Annotated in this window: 20 protein-coding genes and 1 tRNA gene; 14 read left to right on the forward strand and 7 right to left on the reverse strand. The window is 45.2% G+C overall.

What is annotated here, in order from left to right; genetic code table 11:
- The first annotated feature begins 127 nt into the window (after nt 1-127).
- Nucleotides 128-817 (forward strand): stalk domain-containing protein, encoded by a 690-nt coding sequence (locus tag ACQSGY_RS16445; RefSeq protein ID WP_427052670.1) that lies wholly within the window; start codon nt 128-130, stop codon nt 815-817.
- A gap of 129 nt (nt 818-946) precedes the next feature.
- Here ACQSGY_RS16445 and ACQSGY_RS16450 read toward each other — a convergent pair whose 3' ends face one another.
- Nucleotides 947-2,968 (reverse strand): S9 family peptidase, encoded by a 2,022-nt coding sequence (locus ACQSGY_RS16450; RefSeq protein WP_427052671.1) that lies wholly within the window; start codon nt 2,966-2,968, stop codon nt 947-949.
- A gap of 241 nt (nt 2,969-3,209) precedes the next feature.
- On the opposite strand from ACQSGY_RS16450, the gene ACQSGY_RS16455 reads away from it, so the two are divergent.
- Nucleotides 3,210-3,746, forward strand: a complete 537-nt coding sequence (locus ACQSGY_RS16455; RefSeq protein ID WP_427052672.1) for an STM3941 family protein — start codon at nt 3,210-3,212, stop codon at nt 3,744-3,746.
- A 204-nt stretch (nt 3,747-3,950) separates the two neighbouring features.
- Nucleotides 3,951-4,451, forward strand: coding sequence for a hypothetical protein (locus tag ACQSGY_RS16460; protein WP_427052673.1), 501 nt, complete (start codon nt 3,951-3,953; stop codon nt 4,449-4,451).
- 35 nt (nt 4,452-4,486) lie between these two features.
- Here the strand turns inward: ACQSGY_RS16460 and ACQSGY_RS16465 are convergent, their stop codons facing one another.
- Both ACQSGY_RS16465 and ACQSGY_RS16470 read right to left on the reverse strand, forming a co-directional pair.
- Nucleotides 4,487-5,347, reverse strand: a complete 861-nt coding sequence (locus tag ACQSGY_RS16465) for a WYL domain-containing protein (RefSeq protein ID WP_427052674.1) — start codon at nt 5,345-5,347, stop codon at nt 4,487-4,489.
- Nucleotides 5,295-6,650 carry a helix-turn-helix transcriptional regulator gene (locus ACQSGY_RS16470; protein ID WP_427052675.1) on the reverse strand — a complete coding sequence of 452 codons (1,356 nt, stop codon included), beginning with the start codon at nt 6,648-6,650 and terminating at the stop codon, nt 5,295-5,297. Before ACQSGY_RS16470 ends, ACQSGY_RS16465 begins: the two co-directional genes overlap by 53 nt.
- 150 nt (nt 6,651-6,800) lie before the next feature.
- Here ACQSGY_RS16470 and ACQSGY_RS16475 point away from each other — a divergent pair.
- The 7 genes from ACQSGY_RS16475 (at nt 6,801) to ACQSGY_RS16505 (ending at nt 15,023) form a co-directional block, all read left to right on the forward strand.
- Nucleotides 6,801-6,900 (forward strand) — tRNA-OTHER (locus ACQSGY_RS16475).
- A gap of 168 nt (nt 6,901-7,068) precedes the next feature.
- Complete coding sequence (locus ACQSGY_RS16480) at nt 7,069-8,562, forward strand: TROVE domain-containing protein (RefSeq protein WP_427052676.1); 1,494 nt, start codon at nt 7,069-7,071, stop codon at nt 8,560-8,562.
- A 44-nt stretch (nt 8,563-8,606) separates the two neighbouring features.
- Nucleotides 8,607-9,398 (forward strand): nucleotidyltransferase domain-containing protein, encoded by a 792-nt coding sequence (locus ACQSGY_RS16485; protein WP_427052677.1) that lies wholly within the window; start codon nt 8,607-8,609, stop codon nt 9,396-9,398.
- A 2-nt stretch (nt 9,399-9,400) separates the two neighbouring features.
- Nucleotides 9,401-10,915: a methyltransferase domain-containing protein gene (locus tag ACQSGY_RS16490; RefSeq protein ID WP_427052678.1), complete on the forward strand. Its 1,515-nt coding sequence runs from the start codon at nt 9,401-9,403 to the stop codon at nt 10,913-10,915.
- Nucleotides 10,912-13,644, forward strand: a complete 2,733-nt coding sequence (locus tag ACQSGY_RS16495; RefSeq protein ID WP_427052679.1) for a polynucleotide kinase-phosphatase — start codon at nt 10,912-10,914, stop codon at nt 13,642-13,644. Before ACQSGY_RS16490 ends, ACQSGY_RS16495 begins: the two co-directional genes overlap by 4 nt.
- A gap of 323 nt (nt 13,645-13,967) precedes the next feature.
- Nucleotides 13,968-14,522, forward strand: coding sequence for a GNAT family N-acetyltransferase (locus ACQSGY_RS16500; RefSeq protein WP_427052680.1), 555 nt, complete (start codon nt 13,968-13,970; stop codon nt 14,520-14,522).
- A gap of 249 nt (nt 14,523-14,771) precedes the next feature.
- The gene (locus tag ACQSGY_RS16505) at nt 14,772-15,023 is read left to right on the forward strand and encodes a hypothetical protein (RefSeq protein WP_111271607.1); all 252 of its coding nucleotides are present in this window, start codon (nt 14,772-14,774) and stop codon (nt 15,021-15,023) included.
- Between the two features lie 78 nt (nt 15,024-15,101).
- On the opposite strand, the gene ACQSGY_RS16510 is transcribed toward ACQSGY_RS16505, so the two are convergent.
- The 4 genes from ACQSGY_RS16510 to ACQSGY_RS16525 all read right to left on the reverse strand — a co-directional run bounded on the left by ACQSGY_RS16510 (nt 15,102) and on the right by ACQSGY_RS16525 (nt 19,972).
- Nucleotides 15,102-15,893 (reverse strand): S-layer homology domain-containing protein, encoded by a 792-nt coding sequence (locus ACQSGY_RS16510; RefSeq protein ID WP_427052681.1) that lies wholly within the window; start codon nt 15,891-15,893, stop codon nt 15,102-15,104.
- A 203-nt stretch (nt 15,894-16,096) separates the two neighbouring features.
- Nucleotides 16,097-16,936: a hypothetical protein gene (locus tag ACQSGY_RS16515; RefSeq protein WP_427052682.1), complete on the reverse strand. Its 840-nt coding sequence runs from the start codon at nt 16,934-16,936 to the stop codon at nt 16,097-16,099.
- A 653-nt stretch (nt 16,937-17,589) separates the two neighbouring features.
- Entirely contained in the window at nt 17,590-18,660 is a 1,071-nt protein-coding gene (locus ACQSGY_RS16520; RefSeq protein WP_427052683.1) for a WXG100 family type VII secretion target, read from the reverse strand.
- A gap of 391 nt (nt 18,661-19,051) precedes the next feature.
- Nucleotides 19,052-19,972, reverse strand: coding sequence for an AEC family transporter (locus ACQSGY_RS16525; protein ID WP_111271606.1), 921 nt, complete (start codon nt 19,970-19,972; stop codon nt 19,052-19,054).
- A gap of 120 nt (nt 19,973-20,092) precedes the next feature.
- On the opposite strand from ACQSGY_RS16525, the gene ACQSGY_RS16530 reads away from it, so the two are divergent.
- The 4 genes from ACQSGY_RS16530 (at nt 20,093) to ACQSGY_RS16545 (ending at nt 26,231) form a co-directional block, all read left to right on the forward strand.
- Nucleotides 20,093-20,608, forward strand: a complete 516-nt coding sequence (locus ACQSGY_RS16530; RefSeq protein ID WP_427052684.1) for a mismatch-specific DNA-glycosylase — start codon at nt 20,093-20,095, stop codon at nt 20,606-20,608.
- A gap of 119 nt (nt 20,609-20,727) precedes the next feature.
- A complete protein-coding gene (locus ACQSGY_RS16535) occupies nt 20,728-21,372 on the forward strand; it encodes an RNA polymerase sigma factor (protein ID WP_427052685.1) in 645 nt (214 codons plus the stop codon).
- Nucleotides 21,353-22,975, forward strand: a complete 1,623-nt coding sequence (locus ACQSGY_RS16540) for a hypothetical protein (RefSeq protein WP_427052686.1) — start codon at nt 21,353-21,355, stop codon at nt 22,973-22,975. Before ACQSGY_RS16535 ends, ACQSGY_RS16540 begins: the two co-directional genes overlap by 20 nt.
- Before the next feature lie 286 nt (nt 22,976-23,261).
- Nucleotides 23,262-26,231 carry a P-loop NTPase fold protein gene (locus ACQSGY_RS16545; RefSeq protein ID WP_427052687.1) on the forward strand — a complete coding sequence of 990 codons (2,970 nt, stop codon included), beginning with the start codon at nt 23,262-23,264 and terminating at the stop codon, nt 26,229-26,231.
- Nucleotides 26,232-26,296: the final 65 nt, after the last annotated feature.

The raw sequence follows: 26,296 nt of genomic DNA on the forward strand, positions 1-26,296 counted from the left end.
AAGTTATGCATTCAGCATTTATGGATGAAGTACACTGTTAAGTGAATTATTTGAATGCTAAATATGGATTCATGCAATTACAGGGATGAATAGTATCCTTGAATTAAGACTTGGAGGCGATCTGAATATGAAGAACAAAAAGTGGTTGATTGGAGCCAGTGTATTTGGCATGGTGCTGACAGGATCAGCGGGTGTGTACGCAGGAAGCAAGCTGGAAACAATCAAGGCTTACCTGAACCATGGGCTTGCAATTGAAGTCAACGGACAAGCCTTTACACCGACAGGTGATCAGGGTAAGAAGCTTGCACCGATTACATACCAAGGCAGTACCTATCTTCCGGTTCGTTCTATTGCCGAGGCGTTGAAGACCGACGTGAAGTATGATGCCAAAGCGAATAAGGTGAGCATCGGTTCTTCCGGTTCTTCAGGCGGCTCGTCATCAGCGGGTGGTGGTGAATCAACTTCTCCTTCGACAAGCACAAACACACAAGTGTCAGGAGTGAAGTCCAAATATCTGCCAGCGGATTTCCCACTGCCAAAGGATGCCAAAGCAACCAGTCTGATTGAGAACATCATGGACGGCAACAAGAAGGTGTCTCTCACCTACACGACCAAAGAAAGTCTGACAACGATCGGCACAGACTACAAAAACTATTATCAGACCAAAAATCTGACCCAGAAGAGTGAGGATATCCAGGCTGACGAATTCAGTTTTATCGGCCGTGAGGAAGGTAAATATGCTGTTTCCATTACAGGCAATGTGTCTTCGGAAAATAAGGATTTGAATGAAATTACGGTGATCTGGGGAGAGGAATAGTCTCGATACGGATTGCCTTAACCAGTAACCAGTTGATGAAATAGAAAAAGCCGTTTGCCTGTGAGCATGAGCGATTACAGGTAAACGGCTTTTCGTATGATCAGGTTAACCCGTCATAATTGGCTAACCCTACAGGTATTCATTAAACCAGCCCACGATATGCTCTAACCGTCGAACTCTCAGATACGGATGGCCGCCGCGAGATAGCTCATGGTTAGCTCCCGGGAAACGAACGAGCCGTGTCGTCTGCTTGCGTCGTTTCAAGGCAACATATAACTGCTCGGCCTGCTCGATCGGGCAGCGAAGATCCTGTTCTCCATGGAGAATGAGCAGTGGTGTCTGCACGTTGCCGACATATGCGAGCGGCGAATGCTTCCAGAGCTTTTCGGTATCGTCCCACGCATTACCGCCAATCTGATCCTCCGTGAAGAAATACCCGATATCACTGACACCGTAGAACGACAGCCAGTTGCAGATGGAACGTTGAGTGACAGCCGCTTTGAAACGATGGGTATGTCCCACGATCCAGTTGGTCATAAAGCCGCCGTAGCTGCCACCGGTGACACCAAGTCTGGCTGGATCGATAAACGAATATCGGGATACAGCGTAATCTACACTTTCCATCAGGTCGCGGTAATCGCCGCCGCCATAATCTCCGCGACATGCATTCACAAATTGCTGTCCGTACCCCAACCCTCCGCGTGGATTGATATATACAACAGCATAACCTTGTGCGACCAGCAGCTGGAATTCATGCATAAATGTGAAGCCGTACATCATATGTGGTCCGCCATGAATCTCAAGAATGGTCGGGACCTTGACCCCGTCCACCACACCATGAGGTTTCATAATCCATCCTTGCACACGCTGCCCATCCGTGGTATCGAACCAGAAGGTTTCCGGTGTACACAGCCAGATGTCCTGCCCAAGCTGCGGATTACTCAAGGTAAGACGGACCGCCTTGCTTTCAGGATCATTCGGGCTTTTATACAAATACAGATCGCCAGGATGCTGTGTATCGGCTGCAGCGGCTACAATCTGTCCCTGTTCCAGTTCGGCAAACTGGTAGACCTCACACTCATCAGGTGACAGATACTCGGCATGGCCTCCATCTAATGGAAACCTGGCAATGCGTACACTGCCATGGATACTGGCCAGACAGAGAATAGATGAGCCGTCTCGTGAATACACCGGACCAGTAGGCACGAGATGGGAGCGCATGTCACCCACCAGGCTGTGGCTCAACTGCACGTCCCAATGTGAACTTAAACATGCAGGCTCTCCACCTGAGATAGGCAGTGTGTACAGCTTCGCAAGGGTAGCGTTTCCATAAGTGCGATCGCTGGCAAGAAGGGCCAGTGATTGTGCATCAGGTGCAAAACATAGCCGATAGAATGTATACCCTTCAGGGGTTAATTGTTGTATGTCTGATCCGTCGGGTCTGGAAGTATACACATGATTGGTCAAAGAAAAATCACTGTGATGCTCGTCTTCCGCGGGAATATGAGTAATCCATGCAATGCGTGTACCATCCGGTGACCAGGCATAATCTCCAATATCATAGTGACCGGATGTTACAGGAATAGCCTCTGCCCTTACGGGGGCGATCACAAAAAGATGAGCCCGTCTGCCATTCCATAACCCACTCTCATCCGATTTCATGCGAATACGGTCAACGATTATTTCTTGAGGAAGCAGCTTCTCCGCACTGTCGTCCTCTCGGGAATCTGTTGCGCTGATCTGCTGCTTGAGGGAGATGTCCACGGAAGACTTAACAAGCAGACTGCTGCCATCTGGCGACCATAGAAAAGAATTCACCCCATGCTGCAGCTCACTGATCTGCTGAGCCTCTCCGCCATCCGCAGCGATTAGCCATACCTGAGCTTGCCCTTCAGACTTGCGTATAAAAGCAAGCTGTGATCCATCCGGTGACCAGGCCGGGGAATGATCCTGTTCTCCGAATGTGAAGGGCTTGTCTTTCTGACTGCCGAGGTCAAGCATCCGCAAGTGAGAACGATAACCGTCGTGTCGGTCATTGGTTTGCCGGCTAACATAGACCAGCTTCCCACCCTGTGGAGACGGAACCGGATCGTTGACCCATGTAATCTGATACAGATCTTCGGATGTAATGGCGCGTTTTCCGTTCATCATATGTCCTCCTGCTCTTCTTGAAAGATTGGATAATTTCCTAAGCTTTCCATTTATATTAACGGAAAGAAAGGTAGAGGACAACAACGATGCTTCTGCTAAACGGAGGAAGGATAATATTTTTTCTTCATGCACAAAAAAATGGAAAGGAAATGTTTAAGAGCAGCTCGAATGGTTTAATGTACAATGCAATTCCTGTTTTGATCTGCGTATTTATTCAGTCGCAAGAGGGGGGATGTCACGCTTGAATACACCTTATGAACAGCATGTGGAATATCCGAGCAGGAAACGGATGGCTTGGCTTACGGCAGGAGCAGCACTTTTTGTGTGCGCAGGTTTTTTTCTGATATTTGACCAATCTTTTAAGCCGGGTGCTTCAATCATTTCTAGTGTGATTGGCTTCGCAGCCATTCTTTTTTTTGGAATATGCTTCTGTTACAGTCTGATCAGGATGATCCGGAAGGAACCCTCCTTTGTCATTCATGAGCAGGGGTTTATTGATTCTTCCTCCTATACTTCGGGCGGAGAAGTCGCCTGGAAGGATATTGAACATATATTTATGTATGAGTTGATGGGGCAAGAGATGATCGGTGTGAAGTTGCGAGACGAAAAAGCATTTCTGAAGCGCCAGAACGGGATGAAGCGCAAGCTGATAACGGTTAACAGCAATATGGTCGATGCAACGATCAGCATAGCTCAGAGCAGTATTAGTCTTCCGTTGGATCAGCTTTATCTTATGATGATGAGTCATTGGCGGCATGGCAGGGACAGCAGGGGATAATTTAAAAGATCGAAACGAAGCAGGTCTTGTGGATCTGCTTTTTTGCGTTGTATTGGAATCATGTAGAGGAGATGTTAGAGATTAATAAATATATGCGTCCTGTTCCAATTTGAATACGTAAATAAAGGTATAACTGATGTCGACGAAGGCTTGGCCTTAAGGAACATGATTCGAAAATAAAGGGAATGGGAAGGAGCAGGAACAATGCAATTGTACTTCAGAGATAACTTTTTTAATGCCGGATATACCGAAATTATGAATGCGGATCAGGAGCGTGCAGGGTACCTGGATTTGAAAAGTATATTTGGGTCATCACTCGATGTCTCGGATGAAACCGGGCTGGTCTGTAGCGGTAAATTCCGCATGTTAACCAATCGGTGGGATGTAACCGCAGCGGATGGAGCACATCGGGGTGTACTGAGAGCGAGATTCAGCTTTTTCAGCAAAAAATATGAATACGATGCAGGCACGCGCGGCATTTATGATGTATCTGCTCCCGCCTTCTCTCAGGAATATGATGTGACGGACAGAGCCGGACGTATTGTTGCAAGCTTTCGCCGTACAAGCGGCTGGTTCAGCTCCGGGGCATTTGTACTGGATAACCAGTCGGAATATCTGGACACCTACGAATTGGTTGCTGTGGTCATGGGCGTACATGCGATTAACAAAAGACGGAATGCTGCGAGCAGCAGCAGTTCTACATAATCGCTGGCATCGTCAGCATTCCGTCTTTTTTTGGCTTATATCGGTTTGGAGTGGTTATCCGCTTGTGCAGCCGCAGTTTCCTCCACATAGGTCGACTCGGAGCGTGCGTATCGAGCCAGCACTTTGGCGGCTGTTTCGGACATTCGTTCCCGCAGAGCAGCGCTGTCTGTGATGCGAACCCGTTTGCCGAGAAAGCGCATTTTGGACAGCACGTAATCCACCTCGTTCCGCGTCACCGTCAGCACAATTCGATACACATGATTTTCTTCGTTATATTCGACCTGTCTCTCAAAGCAGGAGAAGGCATACAGAATACGGGATAACTCCGCATTAAACGCTGGCAGCACTTCAACGGTAATGGTCGTCTTACGTTTCTCGGTTAACAGGGCGATGCTTGCTTTATATCGAGCTGCTACTTCGGGTTTGACGGACCTGGGCTCCAGCTTTGTGATGCTGTGCAGCTTGGTGGACATTAATCTGGCAAAGTGCGGGGCATACCAGAGCACATACCACTCCTTTTTGACCATGGAATATTCAAGCTTATACGGAAAACCGAATTGCTCCTGGCTGGTACGCCCATGGCGAATGCGGCCTGTCATCTGAAAGCCTTGACCTTGCAGTATCATCTGCCGTAACGGTCTAAGCAGCGGGTGAGATACACTGCGTTCTTCACTCTTGGCCTTCTCGGTCAGGTCCTCCTGCACGTCCAAGTGCTGCTCGTCTTGCAGCATGTTGTTCAGCTTTGCCCACGTATTCGGATGCAGCGCCTCCTGTGCAGCCTGATGTTTCATCATCAGGCGCAGCCAGGCCCGTTCCTGTGTAGTCCAGGTGAACAGCCCGGTTTCATTCAGCCTCGTCATCATCTGGTAATTGAACATCTTCTCGAACAGGTTCATAATATGCCGCAATCTCCTTCCATTCCTCAATCATTTCCTCACGCAGCTTGAGCGGAGCCAGAATCTCACAGCTGGAGCCGAAACTGCGCAGCCAAGGCTTGATTTCCGTAATGCCGTTCACCCGGATTTCATAGAGAAAGGTATAATCCGTCTCCGGCGTAATCGTTCCCCACTGCCCTTGCAGCCGGACTCGATCCAGAATAAAGTTGCGCTCACCCTCCTGCGGGTGGAAAAAACGTGCTCGCACCGTGACCGGGCGGCCTGTATCGACAAGCCAGCTGTAGCGGCTGATTTCGGCCCATTCCTTTTTCAACGCTTGCATATGCTCTTCTTCGATCGGGTGAAGCTCCTCCAACTGGGTGATGCCCTCCATTCTGAACTTTACAAATCTCCGGCGGCTTTGATAGCCAATCACATACCAGCGTCCATACTGGTGATCATACACCACCTCAATCGGGATGATCCGGTTGGAGCTTCCGCCCGCTTCGCGTTCAAACTTTGGATTCGTATTTTGCGAGCTGTAGCTGGACGGTTTCTTCGGTGAAAAATATTGGAACTGCACACGTCTGCGCTGACGAATGGCCCCTAGCAGCGGATAGAGATGGGCTTCGTCCAGAATGCGCGAATAATAATGGTATTTATAAATATATGGCTCAGTTGCTTCTTCTTGCGGGAAATGAGGTGTAATGATTTTTTTCAGACTATCCCGCAGTAAATATCCCTGTACCGATGGAACCTGTGTGTTCGCCATGATATCAACAAAATCGTACAGCTCCAGCTGCTCCTCCGGAGTTAGCTGTGTCAGCACATCCTGCTGCAAGGCATAGCGATAGGGCCGCCCGCCCGGTTCTTTGTGAATGACACCGACATCCTCCAGGTATTTCAGATCAGCGCGTATGGTCTTCTCATCCGGCAGGGCCAATTCCTCGGGCAGGTCAGCGCAGCAGGCATCCAGCAATTCCATCGCGGTCAGCGCAGCGTCCTGAAGGGTATGTAAAATGACGGACAAACGTTCGATCTCGGTTTCCTTCATAGATTTGGCGCGAAAAAGAAAGAGCAGCAGCGGCTCGGCAGACTCGCCATACTGAAAGCGTACAAGGTCGGACAGTTCCGACCCGACATTCGGGGCTGCTGGCTGATCCGTCAGGCTCTGATGAATATCTCTGAGCTTGCGCTGGGTTTTATCAAAGGTATGTACGGATATGCCAAGTCGCTTGGCATACTGCTTGCGATTATATGCGCCGCTGGTCAGAGACAGCATACGCAGGAACTGAATTTCTTTATCAAAGCTTTCTTTAGCCATGGATTTCACTCCCGGTTGGACTGTGATTCTTTAATTGTATCAGGATAAACGCAAGCTTTCATAGCAAAGTTGCACTAATGCATTGCAATTCGCCATACTTTCACCATGTTCGTGTATGACGGTGTGAAGCATAATAAGGAGGTGAAGCGGGGCGGTCAAGAAGCCCGGCTGATCCGAATTCCGAGGCGCCCGGGAGGGTTACTTCGACTGTTAATCGGCCAGGTCATTGGTTCGAATCCAATCGCCGCCGTTCATGGCGGTGTAGCTCAGCGGTAGAGCAGGTAAAACCTTCACCCCTTTTTCCTCGGAATCTTTGCATTAAATCTAACCCATTGACTATAGCGTTTGAAGCGTATTGAACTGAAATATTGCAAGAGATAAAGCTGGAGAGAAGTCTCATACAGGGAGGTGTTGTGTGATGAGCAGAGCAAAATCATTATTTGATTCACATCAGCGAGCCGTATCCAATCATGACGGATATGAGGCCTATGTGCGGCTGGTAGAGGAACAATATATTCAGATGCTGATGACAAACACGATGAATAATACGTTTTATGCCGATGAACAGCTGCTGATGCAGGAAGCGGCAAGCAGTCATCAGGAGATGGCAGAGCTGGATGCAGATTTTATGGCGCGGGCGCTGGTGTATGCCCGGAACGAAGGCTTCATGCGTTTGCAGTCGCTGTATGGCCTGGCGGTATTGTCCAGGATCGCTGCGGAGCCGTTCGCGCAGGTGTTCTCGCATGTGGTGAAGACACCTGCCGATCTGGCGGACTTTCTGACCATTCTGAGAGGAAGCGGGCGCGGACAGGGCGGGCGTGCAGTGAAGCGGCAGGTCAGTCACTTTCTGAATGAAATCAGTGAATATTGGGTGATCAAGTATAATGGACGCGGGCGCGGGTACAGTCTGGGTGATATGGTCGCCACCGCACATCCCAAACCAAAGGATGAAAAGCGACAAGCCTTGTTCCGTTATCTGCGCGGACATGAGACGGATCTGACACAACTGCCTCAACTCCAGGCGCTGCACAAGCTGAAAAAGACACGTAACCCGGCCAGTCAGCTGCATCAGATTGAGAAAGGCAAGCTGCCGTATTCCGTTGTGACTTCTATTCTTCAGCCGACACGTTCTGTATGGGAAGCGTTGATGCTCCAGATGCCAATGTTTGCGCTGCTGCGCCATCTGAATGCAATGGATCGTGCGGGTGTTTTTGAAAAAAAGAAAAATGTCGATTACGTCACACGCCGTTTAACCGATATTGAAGCACTGCGTCAATCGCGTATTTTACCTTTTCGCTTTGTCAAAGCTTACGAGATGGTACAGCGTGCGGGACTGCGGGAAGCTTTGCAGCAGGCAGTAGAGATGTCGATTCACAATCTGCCGCCGCTTCCGGGTAGAACAGCCATTTTCCTCGATCGCTCGGGCTCCATGCAGGGAGATTATTTACGCATCGGTTCGGTGCTCGCGCTGGCGCTTTACAAACAAACCAAGGGCAATTCGCTGTTCTGGTTATTTGATCATCAGGTTGAGGATGCCCGTCCCCAGCTGGATGAGGGCATCCTTGCTCAGGCGTACCGGATTCAGGCGAAAGGCGGAACCGACACCGGACGACCTGTACGAGAGCTGCGTGAGGCTGAGGAAAGGGTAGACCGCATCATTATGATTACAGATGAGCAGCAGAATGAAGGCAGTCCATTCTACGCAGAGCTTGAACGTTATCGACGCCTGATGAATCCGGAGCTCCAGGCATTTATTGTAGATATTAGCCCTTACCGGCAAGCCATGGTTCCGCCGCGTGATGGTCAGACCTTTTATATCTATGGCTGGAGTGAAACCGTGTTGACCTATATTGCCGAGACCGTAACTGGATATGAGACCATTGCGAAGCGAGTGCGGGAAATGCCGTTATAAAATAGAGAGTTTGGGATATGGGAAAGAGAAGGAGGAGAGCAGGCATGACAGGTGTAGATCAAAGGATGAGAGAAATCATTGCGAAACAGCTCGCACAGATTGAACAGGAGGAGCAGGTTCGCATTGTATACGCTTGTGAGTCAGGCAGCCGTGCGTGGGGATTTCCTTCACAGGATAGTGATTACGATGTGCGTTTTATCTATGTCAGGCCCCTTGAATGGTATCTGTCGATTGAAGATCAGCGGGATGTCATTGAACGACCAATCAACGACCAGCTGGATATCAACGGATGGGATATACGCAAGGCGCTGAAGCTGTTCCGCAAGTCCAACCCGCCGCTGCTGGAGTGGCTGCAGTCTCCGATTCAATATGATGAGCGATATAACGTGGCAGAACAGATTCGGGCGTTGTCTCCGCTGACATTTTCACCGAAGTCGTGTATGTATCATTATCTGAACATGGCCAAGGGTAATTATCGGGATTACTTGCAGGGCGAACAGGTGAAGATCAAGAAATACTTTTATGTGCTCCGGCCCGTGCTGGCTTGCGGCTGGATCGAACGGTATGAGAGCATGCCGCCAATGGAGTTTGAGGAGCTGGTAGAGGCTCTGATCCCTGTGGACACACCACTGTATGCTGAGATTCATGAGCTGTTAAGAAGGAAAAAGGCCGGAGATGAGATGGACCTGGAGCCGCAGCTTCCAGCCATTCAAGCATATCTGACAGTTCAGATTGCACATGTAGAGCAGCTTGCTGTGGAAATGTCAGGTCAGGAATCGGTAGAAGTGGGAACATTGAATTTCATTTTTCGCACGGCTGTACAGGAGGTTTGGTAAACATGCATCTGATCATAAAAGCGAGCGGGGAGGGCGCAGGCCAAGTATCCCATTTGCTCGCCAAAAATCCGAATAACTTGTATGACCGAACAGACAAGGGTGTACGTGTACGCATGGTATACACCAAGGCTGAGGAGCAAGAGACAGAGGTATTGATTCACGCCGAGCCCGACCCGGTTGATCTGGTCAGAGGTACGCCGGATGGATACGACATTACGCAGTATATTAATGACCGGGAATTTGTGACCAGCAGTCTGTTTTGCTCTTATATACGTTCGGCTCTGGGAACCGCTTTGAATGGCAAGCCGAAGGAAGACTATACGCAGTGGGTGGATCATGTGTTTGAACTGGAGCTGACATTTGGCCCGGTAGCTTCTGATCTGCCCGATCGTATGGTGGAGGAGCTGTTCTCGGCTCTGGGGTATGACGTTGCGATGGAGCGCGGAGAGTCTGCGTATTCTTTTGACCTGAAAAACAGAAGCACGGTTCGTCACATCACACTGCGTGGTAATCAAACGATACAACAGGCTCTGCGTCAGCTGTTTCTGCTGATTCCGGTATTGGATAACTACAAGCATTATTTCATCAGTGAGGATGAGATTGATAAAATTAAACGTTATGGCGAAGGTTGGTTAGACACGCATCCGCTCAAGGAGCTTATCGTTAGACGCACGCTTCATTTTGCCGAATTGATTCGCACATATGAGCGTAAGCATGGGACGTTGACTTTTGAAGACGCAGGAACTGCACAGGCGGGAGTGGCGGATGGCAACAGGGAAAAACGATTGAATTCGGAATCAGAAACGCTTGGGCATGACGGTGCAGGTGAAGACAAGGTCTCAGATACGAAAGCAGATACAGATACAGATACAGGAGCACTTTCGCCTGACACAGCACCTGTACGGTTAAATGAGCTCCGTTACCGAGCCATCACAGATATTGTAGCCTCCCTGCCGAACAAACGCCGCATTGTTGATATGGGGGCTGGGGAAGGCAAGCTTTCTGCACGACTTGCTTACATTCCGGGCGTAGAAATGATTGCCGCGGTTGAGCCTTCAGGCCAGTCACGTCTGCGGGCCAAGGAACGGTTTGCCAGGCTGCAGGATCGGGCCGGAGTCAAGGCTGTGCCAGAGGTGATGCTCGGTTCCCTGTTTTATTTTGACGAGCAGATGCAGCATATGGATGTCATGATTCTGTGTGAAGTGATTGAGCACGTTGAGGAATATCGCCTGGACCGCATTATGGATACAATCCTGAATGAATATCGACCTGAGGTGCTGCTGGTTACTACACCAAACAAGAAATACAACGAAGTATATGAGATGGAGCAGGAGCAGCTGCGCCACCAGGATCACCGCTTTGAATGGACACGTGAGCAATTCAGCATTCGCTGCGCACAGTGGGCGCAGAAGGGCGATTATGCTTATGAGATCAGTGGAATCGGTGAGCATAAGGAAGGATTCGGCCAACCGACACAGCTCGTGAAGTTCTCACGGAGAAAGGAGGAACAAGCATGAGACGAGACGAGCAAACGGGTGCAAACAATGACGAGCATTCACAGGCTACATCAGAACAAAGGAAGCGGAATTCAGATAGCAGGACAGCCGAAAGGCAGCAGAACAGAGAGCAGGACAGAGACCAGGGCAGACATCGGGAGATTCATCTGCCTTATGCAGGGATTGTTGTGCTGGTTGGTCCGTCCAACAGCGGCAAAAGCACTATGCTGGAAAGGCTCGTAGCTGAAGAGGTCATTCGTTCAACAGAGATTGTCTCGTCCGATCAGTTTCGCATGCTGGTAGGTGACGACGAATATATAGAATGGAAGCATCGTGCTCGCAGTGAAGCGGATGTGATATATGCGGAGTATCAGCAGGTATCAGCGAAGGCATTTGAAGCTATGGAAGCCATAATTGCAACTCGCTGTCGCCTGAACAAGCTCACCTGGGTGGATGCAACACATCTGTATCCAGAGGATCGGGAGCGGTGGATTCAACTCGCTCGCAAGGCCCATGTGCCAGTCATTGCGGTTGTATTGGATGTGCCAGAGCAGGTGCTGCTTGAGCGCGATGATCAGCGCAAACATCCGAGAGGACGTCAGCGGGTAAAACAGCAGGTACAGCAGTTCAGACGTACGCTTCGTTCCATTCGTGATGAAGGCTTTGATGCAAGCCACATTCTGAAGCATCCTTACCCGGTATCCTTTGTCCGTACAGCAAATCCGTTAATGATCGATATGGGCACAGGCATTGATATTATTGGTGATATCCACGGCTGTTATGAAGAGATGCTGGAGCTCATCCATCGTCTGGGGTACGTGGATGAGCAAGGAGATGGCATGCTGCGCCATCCCGAGGGACGCAAGCTCGTTTCTGTCGGAGATGTAAGCAGTCGCGGGCCGGAATCCTTGAAGTGTTTGCTTTTCTGGCAGCAGCATTGTGCCGCTCGTCTTGCTTATATGGTTGACAGTAATCACGGCTGGAAGATTGCGCGTTATCTGGACGGGCGTGACGTCACATTAAGTCATGGCGATGAACGAGTCGAGGCTGAATTGCTTCAGCTTGAACAAGTACAAGGCAGCGCTGCAGCCAAGCAAGTAAGGGAGTCATTAAAGCATTTTCTGCTGGAAGCGCCGTCGCATCTGGTGTTTACACGGAATGGCGTAAGACAGGTCGTCGTCGCTCATGCCGGGATTCGGGATCATTTTATCGGGAAGCAGTCCAGGCGTATTCAGGATTACTGTCGGTATGGGGATGTAGAAGGTACGGATGAGAAGGGGCGGCCGGTGCGCAAGGATTGGTACGTAGATCACAACTCTGGCGAATGCATCGTCTGGGGGCATGATCCAAGGCCATATCCTATGATCGTGAATGATACGGTCAATATTGATCAGGGTGTTGTATTTGGCGGTATGCTGACAGCTTGGAGAATGCCGGAACGTGAATCGGTTAGCGTAAAGGCGAAGCAGGATTATGCTAGGGATGCAGATAGTCCATTGAAACGCTGGGAGCAGCAGCGCTTCGCACCGCCAAACATTCGCAAGTTTAAGGATGGATTTACTGTTCAGACGGAATCACGGCTAAACGTAACTGTACAGGGAGAGCTCGCGCAGACGGCGCTGGATACATTTTCACATTATACGGTGCCCTTGGAGGAACTGGTCTATATCCCGCCAACGATGAGCCCGCCGCCAGGAGAATGTTCTGTAGAAGGGTACATGGAGCATCCGCAGGATGCATTCCGTTATTATCGTTCACAGGGCGTGACCCGGATGGTTGCGGAGAAAAAACATATGGGCAGCCGGGCTGTGCTCCTCCTGTTCCGCGACGAGCAGGCTGCGATTCAGCGAGTGGGCCGCCCGCTGCTGGGCAGCATCGTGACTCGTACAGGCAGAGCCTTTTTTGACCCCACTACCGAACAAGAGGTGCTCGCAAGATTACACGCAGACTTGATCGCAGGCGGTTATTTTGACCGACATCAGACGGAGTTTGTTTTGCTGGATGCCGAGATTGTACCCTGGAATCTGAAAGCACGGGAGCTTATTGCCTCTCAATATGCCCATGTCGCTGAAGCTGCGCTAATGGATCGCAGTGTGGTGAAGGACAAAATACGTGAGGCAGCGAACGCAGGCCGCAATGTTGCAGACTGGTTGCAAGAAACGGAGGTTAAGCTGGAGAATGCACGGACATTCCGGGATGTATTTCAATATTACTGCTGGGATGTGAACGATATTGGTGACATTAGCATTGCTCCATTCCACACACTGGCTCATAGCACAGGAACGTTCTGGGAGAAGACACATGAGTGGCATATGGAACAGAACCGTGAGCTGGCTCAAATGTGTGCGCTCATCATAGAAACAGAATATCGTGTCATCGAGAATGAAGCAGATGATGAAGAGATTATTCGTTGGTGGGAGGACATTACAGCTGAGGGGCATGAGGGCATTGTGATCAAACCTGAGACGTTCCGCAGCTGGAACGGTGGCAGAATGATACAGCCTGCTCTGAAAGTTAGAGGACGTGCATATTTGCATATCATCTACGGCATGGATTATTTGGCTCCGGAGCATATATCTCGACTTCGCAAACGCAAAACGTCCAAAAAGGAGAGACATGCACTGCTTGAAAGTGCTCTTGGCATGGAAGGAGTCGAACGTTTTGTACGTGGCGAATCCATCGAGCGGATTCATGAATGTGTACTCGCTGCACTTTCCCTTGAATCGGAACGCGTCGATCCCCGGTTGTAAGCCATGTTATGGGTGCAGGATGACCGGGAAAATGAATGTAGAAATACGATTGGATGTATATTCTGTCATCGGAGTGGCTTGTGTAAATTCTTTGGTTCAAATTATATAGAGGCCTGAACGGGGATATCTTATGGATGATGATTCATTCATTTGATATCCCTTTTTTTGCTGTTTGCTTTTAAACAAATAAACGCTTTTATTGTCGCTTTTTTTCCTTGTTTATTGCAGTTAAAGTCGGTATTTTCTTCTAAATCTCAGCTTTTGTATGCACCCATACATTGGCGGGATTTCAATATAACCGACTTGGAAAGGAAGCGAAGCGAATGTTTAAAAGTGTGGAAAATGAATTGGAGTATGCGATGTTCAATGGAATCTGGACAACGGTGTGGACCGAAAAGGGATTTGAACTTGAGTTTTCAGAGAAGTTTCTGGAAAGATACGTGGTGATTACAGAGGAAGGCCATTATGTCGGCTCGATTGAGATCAAACCGTATACCCCTGAAAGTCTTATTAACGAAATTGGTCCATTTTGGGAGCATCCCTTGATTAAGGAGGACGTGAGCCGCGTTGCAGAGATTGATAAACTGGCTATTTTGTCCACCTTTCGGGGGAGATATGTTGCGGATTTATTATCGGCAATCGTGCACTACGCGGAGATGAAGCAGATCAATTATTACGTCATGCTGCTGGAGCCCGTACTGATGCGAGCCTTGCGTATTTCCTATCATGTACCTATTGAGAAGGTAGCGGGCAGAGTATTTTATAAGGGGGAGGATGTGATTCCTTCCATTGTGAACGCCAGAGAAGTATATACGCATAAGGAACGTTTTCCCTGGCTTGTGAATTTGGAAAAAAATGCAACAAAATCATGTGATTAACTTCTTATATCAACGAATTAATAACAATTTTAAATATCTGTCGGCTACTGTTGTTGCTCGGGAGCAGAGGGTGTGATTACAGCCGCTGTGATGAAAATGGGGCCTAAAGGGCCCCATTCCTTCATGAGAAAATTGGGATGTTTGGATTAGGCTAATGAACCAAAGGCCTATATCCAATCCTGGTATTGTGGGTAATAATTATAAAGGGAAGCATTGGAATCTCACAAGTAACGATAGGGGGTAACCTGTATGGCGTCAATGATTTTTCTGGTAAAACAGGCGGAAGACGAGGAAAAGGTTATTTATCGATTCGGACCGGATGAGCGGAAGATGGGCCTTATTGAAATGAACAAAATCAAGGAAAGTGTGAAAGAACTGGAGCCTGTTCAGGTGGACGGGGTTAGTCCAAGTTTCTTTTTTAATCGTGCGGCTCAGTGGCTGGTGCGATGTTTATTCAGAGAAGGCGGCAAGTTTCCGGAACGAACCACAGTGGAGACGTAATCTATACAAATACGCTCGTTCATTAAAATACTCTGTACCCCAAAACAGTCATCGGGTGTACAGAGTATTTTGTATTGCTTATTTGCTCGAATATCTTTTTAATTTGCCGTCTGCTTCCAAAACGAGATAAAGTCTGTGGAGGATGGTAGCAGCCTCGGCTCTGGTAATGTTTTGTTTAGGGTTGAACATGTCATTGGCATTTGTTGTCATAATCCCGTACTTTTGCAAGCCTGCCAGTCTTGTTCCAACTAAAGCCGAGTGATCATCGCTTAATTCCAAGCCTTCAAAAAGCAAAGGGAACACCTTGTTGGTTCGATCAATCTCTTCGTTGTACCGTCCATCATCCAACAATTCATCTTTGTATTCGCGTTTGGGGATATCTTTCATTGCATAGAGAATGTCATAGACCTCTTGATTATCTCTAATCTCTTCGTATAAAAATGGAAGCAGGTTTGCCACACCGATGCGATTAAGCTTGTTATCAGGGTAGAAGTAATTCTTGCCCTTCTTGATCGCATATGTTGAATATGTATATTCGGAAAGCACTTTGGAAGTAGAACTATAAGCCCAGTGACTGGCAGGAACATCTATAAACTTTCGAGTGGGAGTATCGGCATTGGTTATGTATTTATTGAACAATTGAGAGAACATCGTAATAAATTCTGCTTTGGTTACAGGACTGTCGGGTTTGAACGTGCCATTAGCGTATCCTTTAATAATTCCTTTCTTAGTCATAAAGTCGATAGAGTCTAAAGCCCATGAATGTTTGTTTGGAGATACATCCTTGAAGGTGGAGCTTTTTGCACTTACTGCTGCTGGTGTTGTGAGGACAAGTGACAGCAAAAATAGAATAATCATTAGCTTTTTCATGTTGTCTTCCTTTCTAGGATCATATTTGAAAATATTTAACACTTCTGAAGTTTAGCATACTCCCTTCTATGCGTATACTTTTTCATGAATTGAACTTGGGAATTTCTGATTTTGTAATGCTTATCAGACCAGGTGCAACATAGAAGAAGTCCAAGCGCAGCGTTGAATCGTTGCACTTGGACTTCTTTGTGTTAGATATATGTTTAAGGATTAGAGACAGGGGTTGCGAAGCAATCAATCCAAGCCCGCAATTGTTTACGAAGGGATGTAGCGGAATGCTGAGTAATCTCGATGCTGAGATTATCGCTGTTAGTGTTAGCACTGGAAATGCTCCAGAGGCCTTGATCGGTACGAAGCATGAGCAGTGTGTGATCTGGCAAAGGTACTTCCGCTTGGTCGCTGGTATAACGGATAATACTTAGGTTGTCTACTTGGCGACCAGAAGCTTCAAAAGCCTTATACCAACGGGATAGTAACTCACATGCCTCTGAGGAAAGTTCCCAATCACTCGTGAAGGTTTCTAATGAAGTGTGTTTATTCTCGTCTGTAAGCACATTCCATTGTTCTTCCGTTATTGTAAATTGAGTCATCTGATCAAAGAATGCCCCCTGTTGTCCTGTGTAAAACTGGAATAACTCTTCTTCCCATTCCTTCGGTTCTGTCCAAGTGAACAGGTGCACACGTTGATCCACGGCCAAGTGATACAAGTATGAATCGTTGTTATCTGTACCTTGGTGAATGGTTAGCACCTTTTCTTGTCCAAAGCAGTCCGAATAGGCACGAAGCATGCTGCGGCTTTGGGCGAAATGCATTAACATCTTCAGAAACTCTGGCTCAATCTCAACCTCCATGTCTTCCATACGTACGATGAGCCCTTTAGATAACAGGCTGTGAGAGGCCGCTCTTAGAATAAGCTCCCAGTGTTGTTCAGATAGCTCACCATACATTGGTTTTAAAAGTCCTGCGGCAATGTCTTCTGCGCCAAGGGTGGCGAGCGCAAATCCGAATTCTTCGATGGATAAAGTAACTAGAGATTTATTCATGATTTTAATCGCCTTCTTTCGATTTAAATGATGGGGGATAGGCTCCATAATTCTACTCTTTGAAATAGCATATGTTTGTTTTCAATTCATATGGTCCTTTATACTCGAATTAATATTACTTATCCACCTTGCGATGTTTATTTTGAGACCAGGCTGTACGTAATTTTTTCGCACCGTCTGTAAATTGTTGATTAGTTAGAAGATGATAAGTAGACATATCAACTTGCGATCGATCCAAAAGAGTGAAACGATATAACCTAGGTACGGGTTGCCCAATATTATTGATCGTATCTCCAACCACTTCTATTCGCTTAATATTGGACCAAGGTATGGATCTACCATCCCTGGCAGTCACGTGATACTGGTCGAATGAGATAAGCGTCGTTCTCGAAAAAAGAAAGAAGGCCAATCTGCAGAAGGCCGGGAAAACATACCAAATGGATAAAACAAATATGACAACATAAAAGAGAGGGCGAAACCAGCCTAGTGTCATATTTTTAAGATCCAGGATCATCACGCTGCCTAGAATCATAATGATTAGGGTGCCTACAACTCTTAACAGGACTACTGAACGACTAAATTTGATAGACTCCATCAATATTCAACCAACTCACTTTCCATGAAGAATATGTTATAAAAATATGATGGTGAGGTTATTTGAAATGACTTGTAAGCCACCGTATCCCTTTTTCCGCTGCACCTGCTATATGATTACCTGCCCACGCTCCTATGCTACCACCTACGTAAGCACCTACAGCTGCCCCAGGAGGCCCCAATATTGCACCTAAAAAGGTTCCGCCAACAACTGCCCCGGCTCCCGCAGAAGCAGACTTAATCACAACATTGGATGCGGAAACGGCAAGATCCGTTTTGGTCAAGGTACCTTCCTTCATCTTGGAAACTGTTTTGACCCCTTCATCCCAGATATTCAGTCCTACGTTAATTGGAAACAGCTTTTTGCTGATCATTGTAGGAATTTTGGAAATTTTCATCCCATATTGGCCTTTATTTACGCCGGCGATAACATTTCGGGTCCATTGACCAAAGCTGTTGGCTTTACTGAATCCGAGCCCGATATCACCAACCTTTAATTTTCCAGCAAGTGTATCAAATCCCTTTAGCCCTTTCATAATCAGCCCAGGGTTGCGGAATTGCTTATCTAGTTTACGTGCCATGTTACTTAAAAAGGAATCACCCTTACCCTTCACCCAAGGAGCATTATGAATTTTGGTGCGGGAGGAGTTGCGGGGATCTACCTTGAAATGAACCGTTTTGGAAAGCACCATAGACGTAGCCAAAGCAGAATATATACCCGTGCCAATCATTGCTACGTTCCCATGAATTCCGCTGATCTTGTCCCAAGACTTGCTTCCTTGATCATACAAATCTGATAACGTGTTTTTAACCGCTTTGTTAGAGGAAGATTGACCTCCATTCGTTTGCACCCCTTGGCCTTGAGACTGATCTGCCTGGGCGAAACGAGAGGCAATCGTTTTCAGTTCTACACCAATGGAAGATACCGAAGTGGAGAAGTTCGCCATTTGCCGGTGTGCCACCTGAAAGTTCTGAAAGAAACGCTCATGCGTGATGCCGGACCATTGACTTTGTAACGAACTAATTTGTCTGCTCAGGTTGCTAATCATGTTTCGGCTTTGTTCCGAAGCCTGGGCAAATTGGTTAGAAATTTCCTCAAGTTTCTCAGGTGGTACAACAATTCTTGTCACAACATTCACCTCGTGGAAATGATAATGAAGATATGTAGATAAATTGCGATATAGGTTTCGCAGGACTATTCTGTCATCGAAGTAGCAAGCATAATATTTTCCATTGCATAACAAATAAACAAACTTCCATGAATGATTACCCAATTATTTTAAGGTGCGAAACGTATTTTCGCAACGGATAATAGGCTTTTGACGCGCGAAACAGTTCCATGGTCGGGTTATATAAGAGCTTGCCGTAAGACTTTATTCCTGTACACGAGAAGAATGAAGCCGAATGAGAAAAGCCCACAAATCCTAATTAGGGATGTGGGCTTATTTTAAGTTGTGATAAGGTTTATTCTAAAATCGAAATTGGTGAATTGTAATCTACTTTTATAGAACAAAATCTGTTTCAGAACGTTTTGGCGTACGAGATCAAAGCCGTAATCGTTATAATGTTAAGCAAAGTTGAGATCAGTACAGTCTGTGCAGCAAAATCAGGCTCGTTATCATATTCCTCTGCAAGAATCGAGGAGTTGACCCCGGTAGGCATGCCGGAGGCGATAATGAGCGCCTGAGCCGCTACGCCTTGTAGGCCAAGCAGCAGCACGATGCTGATTCCAATCGCCGGACCCACCAGCAGACGCAGTAATGTGCTAATATACACATCAAGACGGTATAAGCGGATGGGATATTTCACAATCTGCGCTCCAAGTGTCAGCAGAGCGACAGCGACCATGCTTTGCTGTGCATAGGTAAGCGGCATGGACAGAAACGTAGGCAAGGGCAGCTTCCAGGCTTGAAACAAAATGCCGAGCAGCAGCGCATACGGTACAGGCATTTTCAGAAAACCGATAATTACCGCGCGATAGTTTCCTTTGAGCTTCGCCCCCTGGATAGACAGCACCCCGTAGGTGAAGGTGAGTAAAGACTGCAGGGACATGACCAATGCCTGAATGGAGGAGGCCAGCGGGTCACCCCGGAATACCAGTGCATTGATCGGCAGACCATAGTTTCCTGCGTTATCCAGCATAATGCTATTATTAAAAGCGGCTTTCATGCCTTTGTTCATACGGAATGAGCGGGTAACAACAGAGCCTATAATATAGAGAATGAGTACATAGATCGCATAGAATAGAGTAACTGTACCTAACAGCTCGCCTGACATATTGGAGTGATACATGCTCATAAAGACGGCTGCGGGGGTAATACAATAGAAATTGATTTTGGCAAGAGTGTACAAGTCCAGCTTGAACACCTTTTGCATCCAGGACCCGACAGCGATCAGGAGAAAGACGGGCAGGACGACTTCTAACATGATGTCTGCAATCATCAGTTCAACTTCCTTTTTCATGAAAATTTCAGATCTTTGCGAAAAACACTTCACCCATTATATCATTTTATACACAACAGCAAGAGAATTTGGTCAAAAAAGTTCAGGAGGTGCCGCACCATGATCCCGGATCATCTGGATAAAGGTTTATCTATACTGTTTATTGGCTTTAATCCAAGCATTACCTCAGGAGAGACGGGCCACCATTATGCGTATAAGGGTAATCGCTTCTGGCGTATTCTGGAGCGTTCGGGGCTAACGCCACGTCTATATGATGCAACAGAGGATGGAGAATTACTAAAGCTGGGGTACGGTTTTACCAACATTGTGGCTCGTCCAACCAAAGGGATTGAGGATATTACGAAGGAAGAGTATGCAGAAGGACGCGAGATTTTGCGGAATAAGCTGGAGAAGTACCGGCCGGATATCGCTTGTTTTGTAGGTAAGGGCGTGTACACGCAATACAGCAAACGAACTAAAGTGCAATGGGGCTTCCAGGATGACCCGATCGTGAAGGAAATTCAGGAGTTTGTTGCACCTTCCTCCAGCGGACTTGTACGTATGTCAATGGAGGAGATTGTGGATATTTATGCCCAGCTTGCGGATTTTGTGGCGGAGAAGAACGGCGGACAATGAGAAGGTTCTATGCAATGACTGGAAATAGCTTCGTATAAGTGAGTTCAACCGTTCTGCGATTATGTGAGTTCACCCGTTCAGCGATGGCTGGAGAGGGTGAATTCTTTTTTTTAGATCAAGTGAGAAGTTTCGGAGACGGCTTCCGTCTATATAGTACAGAACCATGCATGGACGCTGTAGAGAAGGAGGATTACATGACACATCTGGTACCCGAGGAGGAACTGATTCAGCGCATTATAGATGGGGACAAACAGCTATTCAGTGTGCTCGTGGATCGATATAAAAATAAAGTCTACGGCATTATGCGCGGAATGGGCGCAAGTCACCCGGATGCCCAGGATCTCGCGCAAGATACATTTATTCGAATCTATCGCTATCTGCCGACCAGGAGAGAGGGAAGCAGCTTCGCGGCCTGGGTGTATACCATTGCGGTGAATATTATGAGGGATCACGTACGAAAAAAGAAACCTGTAATGTCTGCCGATCATGAGATTGAACCTGTCAGTGAAGAAACGCCGGAGAAACGATTGCTGCATAAGGAGATGCAGCGCGAAATCCATCGTCAGCTTGAACAGCTACCGGAAACGTACCGTCTGGTATTGCTCCTGAAATATACCAATGAGCTGACTTATGAAGAGATAGCGGCAATTACTGATATGAGAGAAGTGCAAGTACGTAATGCGCTGTATCGTGGAAAGAAAACGTTAAGGAAGCAGATGGAACGTAAAGGAGGGATATCAACCTATGAAGCCTATTTCAAGTGAGCAGGAGAAGCAAAATCGCAAGTGGGAAGAGGATTTGTTTCGCGAGGAACCCGATGTGGATTTCACATGCAAGGTGATGCAAAAGCTGGATTATGTGTCTATGGAAGAGCCTCATGCAAAGGTGCCATGGGAAGCGGCCAAAGCACGGCAGAGCAAATGGATTTATCAAACAGGGATCGTCGCCGCGGCTGCAGTGCTAATTGCAGGAGGGGCTTGGGCTGCTTGGGATCGGACAACGGAAGAGCCAGCTCAATCTCCTGTCAACGCTTTGAACATTCCCCCCTTGCCAGATATTCCTGTGCCTGAGATTCTGAGATATGCCAATCTGGCGGATGACTACAAACGCCTCCAGCCGCTTGGACTTGTGGTGAACCCTAATATTAATATTGATGATCAGGGATACAAACTGAAAATCGAGAATGTGCTTGTAGACGGTTCCCAAATTATACTCATGCTGCAGCAAACTGCGCCCGACGGCTCGGGAATATATGCTTTGAATTCCAACATAGAAAATATCCATATTATGGATATAAACAGCAAAGACGTTGCAACGCTTGCACATGATACTAGACCAAATAGTGGCTCTCTAGATAAGCTGGTGTTCCAACTACACCGGGACATCCCGGATGAGGTAATCGTGCGTGGAGAATTCGGACATTTAAATGTAGGACAGGGTTTTAATTTTGAAACCAAATCCTACACAGACAAGAAAGTTACAGTAGACTGGAGTTTCCAGTTCAAGCTGGATATGACCAAAGCCAAAGCCATGTCCGTAGAAACGCTAATGAATACACCGTATACAACACCGGAAGGGCTGGAGTTGGATATGACCCATTTGGTGCAGACACCAAACGGAACACGGGTTGATCTGGAAGTGAATCTGAACGACAAGCTTCGCGCAAAAGCAGGTAATGATTGGGGAAAGAGTATGGACATTTTGTATCATATCGAGATTCCGGGAACGAATGAGTACCGGATTTTCAACGGCAGCAGACCCAATGCACGCTATGCCAAATTCCGTTATCGGGATTGGAGTCAAGTGAGTGAGGGAGGACCGCTGAAGCTCTCTGAGACATGGGACCCGTCGATAGTGACACTTAATGCCGAGAATATGCGCTTTGTACTGGACGGTTATACGCTGCCAGTTAAAGAAGAACAGACGATGGATATTGATCTAACAAGGAAGGATAATCCATATCGTTTATTTGCCTCTATTAATCAACTTGGCGACCAAATAGATTTATTTGAATATAGTTACCAATCATCGCAGCAATCCTATAACTCGGCAAAAGGCGAATCGAAGGAAAAAGCTCCACTTGTTCTCGAAGGAGAAGGTGTCTTCCAGAATGAATTTTATGGTGATCAGTGGGTTGCAACAGACCCTGAAGGCCGAGAATACGCCGTTGAAGTAATGGGTATTCGAGAAGCGCCGAATTTCAACGAAGAGTACGTTGTCAAAGATCTCAAGTTCATTGTTCACGGCTTTAATAAAGATAGTGGTACAAAATTGACATTAAAACGAACGACGGTTCATCGGGATTTCCGTGATGTGGATTGGAGCATAAAACTGGCGAATTATCCAACCATGCCTTGGGATAAATAACAGTAGGTTATAGAGCTAAACATTAATGAGTAGAAAATCAATTTAGTGTTAAGTATAAAATTTTCAGTTCGAGTTTAAGCATACAAAATTCAGAGATCCCATTTCATCTAATGGGGTCTTTTCAAATATATCCGGATTTCTTTTTCTGTCTTTCAGTAAATAGTAATAGGACAGCAAAATTGAGGCTTAATTCCAGTAATTCTATTGATCAAAATCCTATGTATGGTACTATTCAAATAGATTCATCTTAAGTTTAATGAAACTAGTCACGGTGGAGGTTTTCTTATTGGTTGAATGGATGACAGATTTACTAACAAATTTTTTGGGGGTTTTAGGAAAAGAGATGCAGGCCTTTTTAATGCGTATTGTGGCAGCATACGGTATGCATAAAACTATTTTTTCAATTGTTTTAGTTTTTTTGGCTAGTTATTACATATTGATTTCAATTTATAAATATAGAGATTTTAAGTGGCGGATAATATCCCATTTTGTATATCACATATTGTTTGTTTGTGGAATTGGTTGGCTACTATTGATTATTTCTATGAATATAAAGTGGGTTGAAACATTTTTGAAGAGTTCTCCTCTAATTATTTTAATCACTTATTTTATAGTTATTTTATATGTAAAAGAGAGAATATTATACTGGAAAACGAAGAGGAAACTTGAAGGGAGATTAATTCAGGCTTTATATTTTGCCGGACTTACCTCAGTTCCTTTTACTATAGTTTCATCAAATTGGGAAATTGTCGATTGTATCAACTTAATCAGTATTTTGTTTATTCTTTTTAGTTTATATAATTCATTAAACGTTTCATCGACAATGCTTCATTCTCTTAACGAAACGGAAGAGGAGGCTGATCAAGAAATTAAAAATGCTGATCAATTATTCCCTACTCGAAAGAGAGAGCTAGAAAGAATAAAAAGATACATTACATTACAGGAATATCAAGAGCCTTTTGCGTTAGCAATTAATGCAGCTTTTGGTGAGGGGAAAAGTAGCTTAATTCAGGTGCTAACCTCTGAACTGAAAAAGGATAAAAATAAAGTTGTATTTCTTAAACCAACAATTACTGATACCAGAGAAAAACTTATCAATTTTTTCTTTCGCGAACTAGAAGTGATCTTAAAGGAGAGTGGAATATATACAGGTAAGGGCAGTGCTATTAAAAAATATGTCGAGCAATTTGGAAAGTTAGTAGAAAACAACAAAATTGATGTTTTCGTTGAAATTTTAGGTGTATTTGAGAATGAGAAAACTGAGGAGTTTAGAGAAACGAAAAGGCGCCTTGAAGAGGACATACATCAAATGTTGTTATATTCATCAAAAGAAAGGATGCGCAGGCTATATATTGTAGTTGATGACTTTGATAGAGTGGAAAAAAGCACGATGCTTGAAACATTAATTTTTATAAAAGAGCTTGTGGATTTCAAATATTGTGGAGTTTTATTTCTGATGAACTATAATTTAGTAATTGGCGAGAAGATCACGCATGATTATTTGGATAAGTTCATAGGGAAGCGATTTGATCTAGAGAAAGTAAGCTATCGCGAGACTCTAACTTATTACTTAAACCATAACAAACTGTCTTTGATAGAAAACAATTCTCTGGGTTTTATCTCTGAGGAAATGAATATATTAAAGGATAAAGCCATAACATTCATGGATCAAACTGAAAAAGGAATTGTATCTATTTTTGATAAGACGCACAAGAGTTATCAAGAGAAGTTACAACGTAAAAATAAGGAAGGCGATAATCTTCAAAATATTGAAACTCAATTAAAGAAAGATGAGAATGAACTTCAACTGTTTCAAGAAAAAATAAATAATCCACGAAGATTAAAACGTATCTTAAGAGAATCAAAAGAAGCTCTCATGTTTTTAGACAGGCTTTATCAAGATGAGGGAAATCCTTATTTTGCTGAAAATGCAAAAAAGGCAGAGCTTCACCGTATAATTTTCAATATAGCAATGATTAAATACTTATTTGAAGAAGAGTATGAACTAATAATTAAATCTGGAAATATGATTAATTATCTTTCAAAATGTGAATCTAAAGTAATTAAAGAATACATGCTATATGATATATCTAGAAGTCTCTTTAAAGAAAGTGAGATTATTTTACAAGAGATGAAAATTAAGTTATATCATGTGATTCTTTTTCAAAGAACAGAAGGAGAAGAGTATTTACAAGAGATCATCACTAAAACTGAACATAGGTTAAGCCTAATTGATAAACAAAGTGAATTACTTACAGATATCACTAGCATTGATGGGATATTACCTTTTATAGAGGCGATAAAGAATAAGATGGGGACGGAAGAAATTAGTCTTGCTAAGAAGCGTCTGGAAACAGTTTTTGATGTAATTATATCTTTACTCAAACAGGGGAAAGTTCAAGCAAAAGAGATTCTTGAATTATTTAATCATAAAACTATTACCGTCAAATTATTGGCTATAGCCCCTTCTTTTCTCGATAGTTTATCTAGGGAAGTCGCCTCAAAGCCTTTTATATTTGGAGATAATAATGAAAAGATAAGATTAGATAATATTCTTGATAATCATGAACAATCCTTAATTCAATTTTTCATTGGTGATATTGGGCTAATCATTACTACTTCTGAGATTGTTTATAAAAAAAGTTATTTAAATTCCTTCTTTGAATTAGCTGAGGGCATATCTAATTTGAAAAAATTAAACAATACGTTGGAGAAGTACTACGGCTTAAATATAAAAGAAGACGATAAAGAATCAGTATCTGATCTAGATTGGTTTGAGAACTATGTGATTAATATTCTGGACGATATAAAACAACTTGATGACATAAAACCAGAGGTCTTAAAAGCAGTAACATATTGTCAACAGCGTATTAGTCTCTTTCTAAAACTTCTTTCTTACAATTATGTTATTTCTGATTCATTGTCTAAAGGGAAGTTTTCTGATCTCTATGATGTTAAACCAAGGTACTTAACTTCATTATTTGAAGTAGAGAAAACAATTGTGGAAATGCGTCAATTAATTTTAACACAACATTGGGCCGATGATTTGAGCGAAACATACCAATATTTTTACGATACAATCATTCAAATTAATAAATTAATAGGCATAAATCCTTTATCACGGGAAATTTCTCAATATATAAGTGAGATATATGAAATTATGGATATGAAATATAATGGAAGAATTTACGAAGAATTGCATTGGAGAAATTGTGGGCTCTTAGTAGAGAAGTTGGTATCCCAAAGCGAAAGTTAATTCTACGTGTTTAATAGCCGTCTAGAGGACCTAACATTTGGTCCTCTTTTTTGTTTAGAATTATT

The organism is Paenibacillus sp. TC-CSREp1 (assembly GCF_050171015.1).
In the GTDB taxonomy this organism is placed as follows: domain Bacteria; phylum Bacillota; class Bacilli; order Paenibacillales; family Paenibacillaceae; genus Paenibacillus; species Paenibacillus silvae.